Consider the following 13,742-nt stretch of genomic DNA (forward strand, 5'->3'; position numbering starts at 1 on the left):
CCGTCAGGAGCGGACCCCCAAATCCTTGCGCCACTTCACGAGCTGCTTCTCCGCGTCCCCGGTGTACGACCAGGGAGTGGGTGTCGCCCGACGCCCCAGCATGCCCATTACGGCCGCCGCCACGTCCTTCGTCCCGGCGTAACAGGCCGCGTGCGCAAGGTAGTTGAGGTCGCGGAGTTCGCCGGGCGGGATCGCGCCCTCCTCACGGGCCGCGATCCAGCGCTGCCAGGTCCGCCGTACGTCGCTGACGGCGCCGTCGTGCGTCCAGTGCTGGCCGAGGCCCACGGCGGCCTGCCGGCCCTTGGCCGCGTCGAGGACGTAGCGGTACTCCTCGACCCGCGCGTACTGCACCAGCACCGGCAGCGGGCAGCCGGGCGGTGCCACGCCCGCCGCGTCGCGGGCGAAGTCGTACATGAGGCCGTGGCTGCCGTGCCAGCGGGAGGAGTAGTAGTGGAGGACCTGGAGGTGGCCCTCGACGCTGTAGGGGTCGCGCCGGTGCAACTCGTCCCACCAGCGGGCGAGTTCCTGCCGCCGTACGCCCGCCGGGTAGAGGCGGGCGACGGAGATCAGGGAGATCCACGGCGTGGGGTCGGCCGGATAGGTCTCCGCGGCCTGGAGGCAGGCCGTCACGGCGGCGTCGATACGGTTGCGGTCGATGGGCACGCCCCGGCCCGCCGCGATGGCCAGGTTGAAGGCCCGGGCCGTCTCCGTGGCCGCCCGCAGCGTGAGCGCGTCGCCGCTGCCCGGCTCGGCGGCCAGCCATGACTCCACCGTCGAACTGCTCGCGCAGGCCTGCGCGAGCATCCGGACGCGGTGGCCGCGGGCGAGCCAGTGCGCACCGGTGTTCTGCAGCAGGTCCCGCAGGCCCTGCCAGCGGCCGATGACGATGTCGTGCCGGGCTGAACTGAGGGGCGCGTCCCCGCAGTCGGGATCGAAGTCGGGGGTGTAGCGGTCTCGCGCCATCGGGTGCCCCTCAGAAGTCCGTCGGGAGACCCTGGTGGACCCGGGACTGTTCGGGCACGAAGTCGTCGGGGACGTAGTCCGTCTCCACGGTGTGGGTGGCGTCGAGCCGCGAGGGCCGGTAGTAGTCGCTGCCCTGCTTCCAGTACCAGAACATCGGGATCAGGCCCACGGCCAGTCCGCCGATGCCGATGGCGATCGCGGCGGTGCTCAGGCTGCTCAGCGACTCGACGAAGATCCAGAACATGAACAGGGCGCCGAACAGCGGCCACAGCCCGCCGAAGAGGAAGTTCCCCGCCGACTTGAACAGCATCTTGCGGTAGGCGACGACCACCGCGAGGCCCGCCAGCCCGTAGTACACGGCGATCTGCAGACCGATCGCCGAGATCGCGTCGGCGAGGATCTCGCCCACCGAACCGAGCGCGTTGGAGGCGATGAACATCGCCAGCGCCACCCCGCCGACCACGACGATCGCCACCCAGGGCGTGTTCCAGGTGCGGTGCACCCGGCCCAGCGCGGCCGGCATCGTACGGTCCCGGCCCATCGCGAACAGCGACCGTGTGACCTGGATGAGCGTGGTCTCCAGGGTGGCGATGGTGGACAGCATCACCGACACGATCAGCAGCTTGCCGCCCCAGCCGGGCCAGATCTCGTCGCCGAGCACGGCCAGCACATTGGCGTCGTTGCTCTCGATCTGCCGCGAGGACAGGATGACGTTCACCGCGATGGTGAACACCTCAAAGAGTAGGAACACGATGCCGACACCGATCAGGCCCGCGAGTCCGGTCGTACGACGGCTGTTGCGGGTCTCCTCGCTGAGGTTGCTGGTGACGTCCCAGCCCCAGTAGTAGAACGCGGCGATGAGCGCGCCCGACGCGAAGCCGGACACCCCGTCGAAGTGGCTGAAGCCCAGCCAGGACCAGTCGAAGACCCGGGCATTGCCGGTGTGGACGAGGGCCAGGGCCGCGAACAGTGCCAGAATCCCCAGCTCGACACCGGACATGACGAGCTGCGCCCGGACCGTGAGTCGGGCGCCGCCGAGCACCACGAGCAGCATGATCACGAACCAGGCGGCGCCGACGACCGTCGACAACGCCGTGTTGTCCGCGAGACTCTGGTCGAACAGGGACAGGGTCATCGACCCGGCGGGCAGTGATCCGGCGACCATGAAGATGGTCGCGGAGATCACCAGCGCCCAGCCGCTGATGAAGCCGAGAAAGGGGTGCAGGGTGCGCCCCACCCAGGAGTAACTGGCGCCCGCGTTCACGTCGATACGGCCGAGATAGCTGAAGGCCAGCGCGATGCCGAGCATGGGTATCGCGCAGTAGAGGAGGGCGGCCGGACTGGCCAGCCCCACCGCGCCGACGAGGACCGCGGTGGTCGCGGCCAGCGAGTACGCCGGGGCGCTGCCCGCCACGGCCATCACCACGGTGTCGAACGTACCGAGGGCGTTGGCCTGCAGCCCTCTGCCCCTGTTGTTGCTCATGGTTGCGCTGCTTTCCGTCTTGCACGACGTGCGGAGTTGAGCGACCGGCCCCCGACCCGGAGAGGGGTGGCCTCAGGTCTGTGGCCGGTCGGAACAACGAGTGGGAATGGCGGATACCGCTTAACCGCTGCGTCGGCGGACGGTCACACCGTGTGTGGGTGTGATGATAGCCGTACCTCTTGACCTTTCAAGATTGACCAGCGAGTAATCTCCTGTGAACGATCAGTCGCCGAGTCGGTCGATCTGTCGCAGTTTGTTCGTGGCGTCGAGGGCGGCGACCTTGTAAGACTCGGCCAGCGTCGGGTAGTTGAAGACCGCGTCCACGAGATAGTCGACCGTTCCGCCGCAGCCCATCACCGACTGGCCGATGTGAATGAGCTCCGTCGCGCCGGTGCCGAAGCAGTGCACGCCGAGCAGGGTGCGGTCGGTGGGGGAGACCAGCAGTTTCAGCATGCCGTGCGAGTCGCCGATGATCTGGCCGCGCGCGAGTTCGCGGTAGCGGGAGATGCCGACCTCGAACGGGATGCATTCCTCGGTGAGTTGGTCCTCGGTCTTCCCGATGAAACTGATCTCCGGGATGGTGTAGATGCCGATCGGCTGCCGGTCGTCGATCCGGTGCACCGGCTCACCGCAGGCGTGGTACGCGGCCGTACGGCCCTGTTCCATCGAGGTCGCCGCGAGCGCCGGGAAGCCGATGACGTCGCCGACGGCGTAGATGTGCGGGACCGCGGTGCGGTAGTTCTCGTCGACGTCGATCCGGCCGCGCTTGTCGGCGGACAACCCGGCCTTGTCCAGGTCGAGTTCGTCGGTGAGTCCCTGCCGGCCCGCGGAGTACATCACGGCGTCGGCCGGGATCTTCTTGCCGCTCTCCAGGACCGTCAGCGTGCCGTTGGTGTGCCGCTCGACGGCGGCCACGGTCTCCCCGAAGCGGAAGGTCACGGCGAGGTCCCGCAGGTGGTACTTGAGCGACTCGATGACCTCCAGGTCGCAGAAGTCCAGCATGCCGGCGCGCTTCTCCACCACGGTGATCTTGCTGCCGAGTGCGGCGAACATGGAGGCGTACTCCATGCCGATGACACCGGCCCCCACGATGACCATGGACCGCGGGACCTTGGGCAGGTCCAGGACGTTGTCCGAGTCCATGATGGTCTGCCCGTCGAACTCGACGGTGTCCGGCCGCGCGGGACGCGTACCGGTGGCGATGACGATGTGCTCCGCGGTCAACAGCCGTTCGTGGCCGGTGACTTCGGTCAGCGCGATGGTGTGCGGGTCGACGAAGCGGCCCGTGCCGGCGAACAGCGAGACCTGGTTGCGCGACAACTGGTTGCGGATGACGTCCACTTCACGGCTGACCACGTGCTGCGTCCGCGCGGTGAGGTCGCCGACGGTGATGTCGTCCTTCAGGCGATAACTCTGCCCGTACAGATCACGCTGGGTGAGACCGGTGAGATACAGCACCGCCTCACGCAGGGTCTTGGAGGGGATGGTCCCGGTGTGGATGGAGACGCCGCCGACCATGTTCGGGCGGTCGACGACGGCGACCCGGCGGCCGAGCTTGGCCGCGGCGATGGCGGCCTTCTGGCCACCCGGTCCTGAACCGATGACAAGCATGTCGAAGTCGGGCACCTCCGGAGTCTGTCAGCCGGAGCGCCTTCTCCGAAAGGGTGAACGGGTAACCAGGTGCCGACGAGACGGCCGATCGGCAGCCGGATGCCCACGCGACGCCTAGGGAAGCAGCTTTTCCAGCGCCGCCGCCCCCTCCGTCTCGATCTTCCGCCGGGCCCACTCCAGGGTCTCCGGGGTGACGTCCCGGCCGGCCGCCAGGACCACGTCCTCCGGGGCCACCTCGGTACCGGTGCGGATGTGCAGCAGGGCGTCCGGGGTGGCGTGATCGGCGCCGTCATCGGGTTGTGCTGTCGACATGGTGCCTCCTCGTCGGGGCCGGGCACGTGCCGTGGGTCCCACTCCCACGATTCCGTGCCCGACCCCAGTGTGCATCCGGAAGAGTGGCCGAACGAGAACGTGAACCTAAGCTGGGAACCGGCCCGCGCGGGCCCGAACCAGGGAGGCTGCCGCGATGGTCGAGACCCCGCCCCACCAGGACACCCCCACCGGACCCGGATATCTGCCCATCGCCGAGCACGGACTGATCGGCGATCTGCGGAGCGTGGCCCTGGTGGGCACCAATGGCACGATCGACTGGTACTGCTGCCCGTCCTTCGACGCCCCCAGCGTCTTCGCCGCGATCCTGGACGCGGAACGCGGCGGCTCCTTCGAGCTCGCCGCCGCCGTGCCCGCCCGCACCAAGCAGTTCTACTTCCCCGACACCAACGTCCTGATCACCCGGTTCTTCACCGAGGACGGCGTCGGCGAGGTCCAGGACTTCATGCCGGTGACCGGGGAGTCGGACGAGGCGGCCCGGCACCGGCTGATCCGGCGCGTGGTGTGCGTGCGCGGCTCGGTCCCGTTCCGGACCAGGGTCGCGCCCAGGTTCGACTACGGGGCCAGCCCGCACACCGCGCGGATGCTCGGCGACGTGGCCCTCTTCGAGTCCGCCGAGAAATCCCTCGCGCTCACCGCCACCGTGCCCCTGGAGTGCGACGAGGTCGACGTGTGGGCCGACTTCAAGCTCGACGAGGGCGAGTCCGAGGTGTTCGCCCTCGACCAGGTCGACGGCGAGGTCACACCCCGGGGCTGCGCGCGCACGGAGGCCGAGGACGAGTTCAACACGACCGTCGCCTACTGGCGGCGCTGGCTGTCCCAGTCCCGCTACCGGGGCCGCTGGCGCGAGATGGTCCACCGCTCCGCCCTCACCCTCAAGCTGCTCACCTACGCCCCCACCGGCGCGATCGTCGCCGCCCCCACCACCAGCCTCCCCGAACAGCTCGGCGGCGAGCGCAACTGGGACTACCGCTACGTCTGGATCCGCGACGCCGCCTTCTGCGTCTACGCGCTGCTGCGCCTCGGCTTCACCGGCGAGGCGAAGGCGTTCATGCAGTTCGTGACCCGCTACATCAGCCCCGGCGACGGCAACCCCTCCGGCCCGCTGCAGATCATGTACGGCATCGACGGCCGCACCGAACTCGCCGAACGCGAACTCCCCCACCTCGAAGGCCACCAGAAATCCGCCCCGGTCCGCGTCGGCAACGCCGCAGCCGACCAGCTCCAACTCGACATCTACGGCGCCCTCATCGACTCCATCTACCTCTACGACAAGTGGGCCGAGCCCATCTCCAGCGCCCAGTGGGACGACGTGTGCGCCTTGGTCGACTGGGTCTGCGTCAACTGGGACCAGCCCGACGAGGGCGTCTGGGAGACCCGCGGCGGCCGCAAGAACTTCCTCTACTCACGCCTGATGTGCTGGGTGGCGATCGAGCGCGCGATCCGCCTCGCCAGCCGCCGCGGCCTGCCCGCCAACCTGCCGTACTGGGGCGGCTGCCGCGACACCATCTACCGCCGCATCATGGACCGCGGCTGGTCCGAGACCCGCCAGGCCTTCGTCCAGTACGAGGGCAGCGACGTCCTCGACGCCGCACTGCTGATGATGCCGCTGGCGAAGTTCATCGCGCCCACCGACCCCAAGTGGCTCTCCACACTGGACGCGTTGACCGAGGAACTGGTCTCCGACTCGCTCGTCTACCGCTACAACCCGCAGGCCAGCCCCGACGGACTCCGCGGCGACGAGGGCACGTTCTCGATCTGCTCCTTCTGGTACGTCGAGGCCATGGTCCGGGCCGGCCGCGTCGACGAGGCCCGCCTCGCCTTCGAGAAGATGCTCACCTACGCCAACCATCTCGGCCTGTACGCCGAGGAGATCGGCCGCACCGGCGAGCAACAGGGCAACTTCCCCCAGGCGTTCACCCATCTCGCCCTGATCAGCGCCGCGTTCAACCTGGACCGGGCGCTCGGCTGATCCGTCCGCCCGCGCAACAAGTGTCACTGAGGTGTCACAGCCCACCGGAGCGCCACAACTCTCTTGGCATGTCTCGTGTCGAACCCCCTGACCGCAACAAATTTGACCCACGGGGGAACACATCATGACGAACGTGTCACGCAAGAAGGTCTCCGCCGCCGTCGCGTCCGCGACCTTCCTGCTCCTGGCCGGCGCCGGCATCGTCGCCGCCCCGGCCAGTTACGCGGGCGTCCCGGGCGGCACCAGCGCCGTCGACCGCAACAGCGACTTCAACGGGGACGGCTACGACGACGTCCTGATCGGCGCCCCGTCGGGCACCGTCGACGGCAAGGAGGGCGCCGGATACGTCACCGTGCAGTACGGCGCCCCGAACGGCATCGCCACCAACAACACGGTCCCCAAGGGCCGTACGGCCGTCATCAGCCAGTCCACGCCCGGCGTCCCCGGCACCTCGGAGACCTACGACTCCTTCGGCCAGGCGATCGCCACCGGCGACCTGGACGGTGACGGCTACGACGACGCGATCATCGGCGCACCCGGCGAGGACGAGGGCACGGTCGAGGACGCGGGCCGTGTCACCGTCCTCTACGGCTCCAAGGCGGGCCTCGGAGCCGAGATGAACGACTCCTTCACCTCCGCCACCCCGAAGGCGGGCGCCCGGTTCGGCCAGTCCGTGGCGGCGGCCCGCTTCACCGGCGGGGCCGACACCGACTCCATGGCCGTACTCGACGACAACGGCGCCCAGTTGTTCACCTACCACACCGGCATCCTGCACTCGCTCGGCACCCTGAACACGACCACCCACCCCGGCGGCCACCGCCTCCAGCCCGCCTACCTCACCACCGGCGACTACGACCGCAACGGCTTCGCCGACCTGGTCATCTCCGGCTACAGCCCCGACGACGACTACCAGCAGGGCTGGTCGGCCCTCTACGCGGGCGGCGAGACCTCGCTGGCATACCGTCAGGACCTCAACGGCGGCCTCGGCACCGCCTCCGGCGACATCAACCACGACGGCTACGACGACCTGGTGCTCGGCCAGCTCAGCAGCGCCGACGACAAGGCCGAGGGCGACGACGGCGGCAAGACCGCTGTCTACTACGGCAGTTCGGAAGGCCCCACCGGCCCCGCGGACTGGTGGTCGCAGAACTCCCCGGGCGTGCCCGGTACTTCGGAGCACGGCGACGCCTGGGGCAACGACCTCTCCGTAGGTGACGTGGACGGCGACGGCTACGCGGACGTGGCCGTCGGCGCGCCCGGCGAGGACATCGGCACCGTCCAGGACGCGGGCGCCGTATGGTTGTTGCGCGGTTCACGCGACGGCCTGACCGCGACCGGCGCCCAGTCCTTCGACCAGAACACCGCGAACATACCCGGCACCGCCGAGGCCGACGACGCCTGGGGCTCCCAGGTCCGCCTGGCCGACACGAACCGCGACGGCCGCGCCGAACTTGTCGCCTCCGCACCGGGCGAGAACTCCGGTGACGGTTATGTGTGGTTGCTGCCGGCGGGCCCCAACGGCCTGCTTGCGGACGGCTCTTCGCTGTACGGCGCGGCGGACCTCGGCGGCGCCGCGAAGGCGGCCCGGTTCGGGGCGGCGATCGACGAGTAGGGGAGCGTGGCGGCGCCCGCGGTCGGTGCGGGCGCCGCGTGCGGCCTGGTCGGATGTGCCCGTGACGGTAGCACTGGTGGTCCTCGTGCTGGACGGCCAGGGAAGGACGCGGACGGTCAACCCCTCGTCCCGGATCCTGGAGTAGGAGGCGGCGGGCGAGCCTCTGCTCATCGCCGTCTTCGTGAACGACTTCGACGTGATGGCGCCGATTCTCGGCGAAGTCCAGGGCTCACACCGCCTGTTCGGCCCAGATCACCTTGCCCGCCGGGGTGTACCGGGTGCCCCACCGTTCGGACAGTTGGGCCACCAGGAACAGGCCCCGGCCGCCCTCGTCCGTCATCGCCGCGTAGCGGAGGTGGGGCGACGTGGTGCTGCCGTCGTAGACCTCGCAGATGAGGGTGCGGTCGCGCAACAGGCGGACGCGGACTGGGTCGTTGCCGTAGCGGATGGCGTTGGTGACCAGTTCGCTGAGGATGAGTTCGGTGGTGAACGTGAGCTCGTCCAGGCCCCAGTGGGTCAGCTGGCGGGTGACCGAGGAGCGCATGTCGGATACGGCGGCGGGGTCGGACGGTACGCGCCATTCGGCGATCCGGTCGGCGCCGAGGGCGCGGGTGCGGGCGACGATCAGGGCGATGTCGTCGCTCGGCCGTACGGAGAGCTCCGAGTCGAGGACGGCCCGGCAGGTGTCCTCGGGCGAGTCGCCGGCCCGGGCGAGTGCCGTGCGCAGCATCTCCAGGCCCACGTCTATGTCCCGGTCCCGGTCCTCGACCAGTCCGTCCGTGTAGAGGACCAGTCGACTGCCCTCGTCGAGCTTCAGCTCGGCGGTCTCGAAAGGGAGTCCGCCGAGACCCAGCGGGGGTCCGGCGGGGACGTCGGGGAACTCGACGGTGCCGTCCGGGCGGATCAGCGCCGGCGGCGGATGGCCGGCGCGGGCGACGGTGCAGCGCAGGGACACCGGGTCGTAGATGGCGTAGAGGCAGGTCGCTCCGGTGACCGGGGCGCCGCTGTCCTCGGTCGTCTCGTCCTGGTCGATGCGGCCGACCAACTCGTCCAGCAGACCGAGGAGTTCGTCCGGCGGCAGGTCCAGTGCGGAGAAGTTCAGGACCGCGGTGCGCAGTCGTCCCATGGTGGCCGCCGCGTGCAGGCCGTGGCCGACGACATCGCCCACGACCAGGGCGACCCGGGCGCCGGACAGGGGCAGTACGTCGAACCAGTCGCCGCCGACCCCGGCCTTCGCGGGCAGATAGCGGTAGGCGACGTCGAGCGCGGTCTGCTCGGGCAGTCGGCGGGGCAGCAGACTGCGCTGGAGGGTCACCGCCATGCCGTGCTCGCGGGTGTAGCGGCGGGCGTTGTCGATGGACACCGCGGCACGGGCGACGAGCTCCTCGGCGAGGGCCAGCTCGTCCGAGTCGAAGGGCTCGGGCTTGTCGGAGCGCCAGAAGTTGACCACGCCCAGGATCAGCGCCCCGGCCCGCAGCGGTACGGTGATCAGCGAGTGGATGCCGTACTCCACGACCTGCGCGGTGCGTTCCGGATCCTGGGTGAGCCAGCCGGGGGCCTCGCCGAGCCGGGGTTCGACGACGGCGTCACCGGTGTCGAGGCTGCGCGCCTGCGGGGCGGACTCCACGAACTGGATCTGCTTGCCGACCGGGTAGAGCGGCGCGTCGTCCCGGACCCCGCTGTACGCCGTGCGCCGCAGCTCGGTGCCGGGCTGGGGTTCCTCGCCGCTCAGGACGGCGTCGTAGAGGTCGACCGTGACGAAGTCCGCGAAGCGGGGGACGGCGAGTTCGGCGAGTTCCTCGGCGGTGCGGGTGACGTCCAGGCTGGTGCCGATGCCCACTCCGGCTTCGTAGAGCATGTTGAGACGTTCGCGGGCGACCTCGGCGCGGCCGGAGAGAGCGCGCAGTTCGGTGGAGTCGCGCAGGGTGGTGACGCTGCCGGGCGGGCCGCCCTCCAGGTCGGTGGGGCGCTGGTTGATGGCGAGGAGCCGGCCGCCGACGCGGTGCACCTCGTCCGTCGCGACCCGCGCGGAGGTCAGCAGGGCGGTCATCTCGGCGTCGAGTCCGAGGTCGAGGACCAGGCGTCCCTCGCCGTTCTCGGGGAGGTCGAGCAGCTGGCGTGCCTCGTCGTTGGCGAGCAGCAGCCGGCCTTCGCCGCTGACGATGATCACGCCCTCCCGGACGGCGTGCAGCACCGCGTCGTGGTGTTCGTACATCCGGGTCATCTCGTGCGGGCCCAGGCCGTGGGTCTGGTGCTGCAGGCGTCTGCTGACCAGGGCGGTGCCGCCGGTGGCGAGGATCAGGGCCGCTCCGGCCGCGGTCAGCAGGAGCGGCAGTTGCTGGTCGGCGGTGCCGCCGACGTTCGCCTTCGTCACCCCGGCCGACACCAGGCCCACGGCCTTGCCGCCGGGGCCCTTGACCGGCACCACGGCCTGTACCAGCGGTCCGATGGTGCCGGTGATCTCCTCGGTGACGACGTGCCCGGCCAGCGCGGGGGCGATGTCCCCGACGAACTTCTTGCCGATGCGGTCCGGCTTGGGGTGGGTGTAGCGGATCCCGTCGGTGTTCATGACGACGATGAAGTCGACCTTGGACGTCTTGCGGGCGGCCTCGGCCCTCGGCTGGAGGATCGCCGTGGGGTCGGCGGTCTTCAGGGCCGCGACCGTGCCCGGCGCGTTGGCGAAGGTCTCCGCGACGGCCACTGACCGGTTGCGGGCCTCCTGCGTGCTGTCGTGCCGCACCTGGAGGACCTGCGCCACCACGGCCGACACGACCAGCAGCAGCACGATCACCACCTGCAGCATGAACACCTGCCCGGCGACGCTGCGGCCGGCCAGACCGGTCCGCCGGTGCCGGTGTTCGCGCGCCCGACGGGCACGGTCGTACGGGCGCTGCGCGCGCAGACCGTCGGGGCGGTGGGTCGACCGGGCCCTTGGCCGACCCGTCAGGCGGACCATGAGCCCATGTCTACACTGCCCGACCTCAGGAGGCGAGGGGCGTCACACCCGGTGACAGGCCGGGGCCGAACCGGGATCAAGGGTGCCTGCCGGGCTTGGCGCGCCGGGCCGCGAGCAGCAGCGCGATGTCGTCGGGGCGGTCGGCCGCGTGCCGGGCCGCCGTGGTGAGCCGGTCGGCGACACCGGCCAGGGAACGCCCGCCCGGCCGTGCGGCGGGACCGCCCGCCTTCGAGAGGGCGACCCGCAGGGCGGCGATGCCGTCGTCGATGTCGACGCCGGGCCGCTCGACGAGGCCGTCGGTGTAGAGCGCCAGGATGGAGTCGGGCTCCAGCTGGAGTTCCGTCACGGGGTACTGCGCCTGCGGGTCCACCCCGAGTACTACGCCCCCGGGAATGTCCCAGACCCGGGTACGGCCGTCCGGGGTACGGATCAGCGGCGGCGGATGCCCGGCCCTGGCGACCTGGACCAGCCCGCTCGCCGGGTCGAGACGGAGGTAGCAGCAGCTCGCGAACTGGCCGGGGTCGAGGTCGATGAGGAGATGGTTGGTGCCGCTCATCACCTCGTCGGGCGGCCGGTCGCCGAGCGCGAACGCCCTTACCGCGCTGCGGAGTTGACCCATGGTGGCGGCGGCCTGGACACCGTGCCCCTGGACGTCGCCGATCACCAGCGCCAGACCGTCGCCGGACTCCACGACGTCGTACCAGTCGCCGCCCACCTCCATGCCCTGGGTGCCCGGCAGATAGCGGCCGGCGGTCTCCACCTGCGGGTGGGCCGACAGCCGGCGGGGGAGCAGGGCCTGCTGGAGGCCGCGGGCGAGGGCGGCCTCCGAGTCGTAGCGCTGCGCCTTCTCCATCGCGTGGGCGATCAGTCCGGCGAGGGCGGTGAGTACCGCGCGCTCCTCGGAGCTGAAGCTGCGGGACCGGTCGAAGCCAAGGATGGCCGAGCCGACCGGGCGTCCGGACGCGATCAGCGGCAGGAACGCGCGTGCCCCCACCTCCGCGTCCAGCGCGATGCCCGGGTAGGCCTCCGCGAGCTGCTGCATGGAGTCGAAGAAGAGCGGGCGTCCGGTGGTGAGGGTCTCGACACCGGGCAGCCGGGTGTCGAGCCCGACCCCGTCGAAGGGGGCGAGGAAGCCCTGCGGGAAACCGGTCTCCCAGGCCAGGTACAGATGCCGTTCCTGCAGCAGGTAGATCGCGAGCCGCCGGCCGCCGAACGCGGGCAGCAGCTCCTTCATGACCACCGCCGACACCTGGCGGGCGGTGACCGCCTCCGTCAGCGCGATGGCGAGCACGATCGGCCGGTACAGCGGAGCGAGCGAGGTGACGCCGTTGCCCGGGACGTCGGCCCCCTCGGGGTGCACCGGCACCAGCGGGATCGGCGGGCCGGAAACCCGGGTCGACGGCGCGACCGTGCAGGTCAGCTGGTCGTGGCCCGGATGGACCGCCAGCGCCAGCCAGTCGCCCTCGTACGGCTCCGGCGGCTGCTTCTGCCCCTCCGGACGCCGGACGTGGAAGTGCACCGACCCCAGCGACAGCAGGGCGCCGCGCAGCTGGTCCTCGCAGCCGATCTGGTTCAGCCAGGGCACGCCCTCCCACAGCGGTCGGCCGAGCAGCTCGTCGCGCGGGCTGCCCAGCAGCTGGGCGGCGCGCGGATTGGCGTAGGTGACCAGTCCCAGCCGGTCCAGGCAGAACACGCCGTCCGGCAGCAGATCGGCCGCGCTGTCGGCGACCGGGGCGGGGCCCGGGTCCAGGACGACGCCGCTGACCGGGTGCCCGCCGCCGGGCGGGACGGGGCCGGTGGCGGGTGTCCACAGGTCCAGCAGCCGGACCGAGCCGTCCGCCGCCCGCACCCGCAGGGGCAGCGGCGGGGGCTTCCCGGCGGCCGTCGCCCGCAGCGCCGCCATGACCTGGTACGTGTCGCCAGGGGCCAGGGCGTCCGCGACGGCCCGGGCGGTGCCGGGGGATTCGCCCGGCTTCACGCCCAGCACGGTGTGCAGGGCACTGTCCCCGGTGACGACGGCCGTCACCGGGTCCCACACGAACCGGGCCATCCGGCCCTCGGGGCGGTGCGTGGCCGCCGTCCGGACGCACACCGGCTCGCCGTCCCAGGCGACGCACGGACCTTCCTCGTCCTTGTGCTCGTCCTCCAGGTCCCGCAGCGCCGCGCCCAGCTCCTCGGCCAGCCGTGTCATGCGGTCGAGGCCGGACAGCACCTCGGTGGTGTCCGCGGCGGACGGCCGCAACACGGTGAGCACGCCGTACGTCGTCGACCCGCTCATGACCGGCACGTACTGCGAGCCGAACTGGAAGGGCAGACTCGCGGCGAACTGGGGGTAGCGGCGCATGCACTCCGCGGCGTTCGGCAGGACCACCTGGACGCCGAGCCGGTAGGCGTCCGCGACGGGGAACTTGCTGTCGACGTGCAGCCGGTTCCAGGGGCGGAACAGCGGCCCTGGCAGCCCCGCCAGCACGGCGAGGCGCAGCAGTCCGGGCGTGCTCGACCGCAGGTAGACGCCCCCGGAGTGGCCGCCGGCCGCGTCGATCGCCTCCGTGGAGGCGTCGATGAGCAGCTCGGCGAGCCGTCCGGGCGTCCCCTTCTCGCGCTGGGCACTCCCAGTCATCGGGGCTCTACCTCGTCCCTGTGGCGCCGGGTGGGTGACACAGCAAGAATGCGCCAGGACGCGGCTGGGGTCACCTGGGCGGTCGGGATGGGCTGGAGAGGCACGGGTATCGCCGGTCCGTCGGTGTCTGATGAAGTGATCAAGAGTGACTCAAGGGTCGGTGTCGGTTTCAGTGGCGGTGGCCGGGTGCGGTGT

8 protein-coding genes are annotated in these 13,742 nt (G+C 70.9%); 2 read left to right on the top strand and 6 right to left on the bottom strand.

The features are described from left to right. Positions 1-3: 3 nt before the first annotated feature. From OH768_RS49525 to OH768_RS49540, 4 genes are all read right to left on the bottom strand, one after another. Positions 4-963 carry a hypothetical protein gene (locus OH768_RS49525; protein WP_406463818.1) on the bottom strand — a complete coding sequence of 320 codons (960 nt, stop codon included), beginning with the start codon at positions 961-963 and terminating at the stop codon, positions 4-6. 10 nt (positions 964-973) lie between these two features. Then, positions 974-2,446: an APC family permease gene (locus tag OH768_RS49530; RefSeq protein WP_406463820.1), complete on the bottom strand. Its 1,473-nt coding sequence runs from the start codon at positions 2,444-2,446 to the stop codon at positions 974-976. Positions 2,447-2,668: 222 nt separating this feature from the next. Beyond that, a complete protein-coding gene (sthA, locus tag OH768_RS49535) occupies positions 2,669-4,072 on the bottom strand; it encodes a Si-specific NAD(P)(+) transhydrogenase (protein ID WP_406463822.1) in 1,404 nt (467 codons plus the stop codon). Positions 4,073-4,171: 99 nt separating this feature from the next. Further along, on the bottom strand, positions 4,172-4,369 hold the full coding sequence (locus tag OH768_RS49540) for a hypothetical protein (RefSeq protein WP_406463824.1): 198 nt from the start codon (positions 4,367-4,369) through the stop codon (positions 4,172-4,174). A 154-nt stretch (positions 4,370-4,523) separates the two neighbouring features. Here OH768_RS49540 and OH768_RS49545 point away from each other — a divergent pair, with 154 nt between their 5' ends. Both OH768_RS49545 and OH768_RS49550 read left to right on the top strand, forming a co-directional pair. Then, positions 4,524-6,359: a glycoside hydrolase family 15 protein gene (locus OH768_RS49545; protein ID WP_406463825.1), complete on the top strand. Its 1,836-nt coding sequence runs from the start codon at positions 4,524-4,526 to the stop codon at positions 6,357-6,359. Between the two features lie 124 nt (positions 6,360-6,483). Next, positions 6,484-7,971 carry an esterase gene (locus tag OH768_RS49550; RefSeq protein ID WP_406463827.1) on the top strand — a complete coding sequence of 496 codons (1,488 nt, stop codon included), beginning with the start codon at positions 6,484-6,486 and terminating at the stop codon, positions 7,969-7,971. Positions 7,972-8,200: 229 nt separating this feature from the next. On the opposite strand, the gene OH768_RS49555 is transcribed toward OH768_RS49550, so the two are convergent. After that, positions 8,201-10,927, bottom strand: coding sequence for a SpoIIE family protein phosphatase (locus tag OH768_RS49555; RefSeq protein ID WP_406463828.1), 2,727 nt, complete (start codon positions 10,925-10,927; stop codon positions 8,201-8,203). A gap of 76 nt (positions 10,928-11,003) precedes the next feature. Then, complete coding sequence (locus OH768_RS49560) at positions 11,004-13,547, bottom strand: SpoIIE family protein phosphatase (RefSeq protein ID WP_406463830.1); 2,544 nt, start codon at positions 13,545-13,547, stop codon at positions 11,004-11,006. Positions 13,548-13,742 lie beyond the last annotated feature (195 nt).

It is taken from the genome of Streptomyces sp. NBC_01622 (assembly GCF_045209635.1).
Taxonomy (GTDB): Bacteria; Actinomycetota; Actinomycetes; order Streptomycetales; family Streptomycetaceae; genus Streptomyces.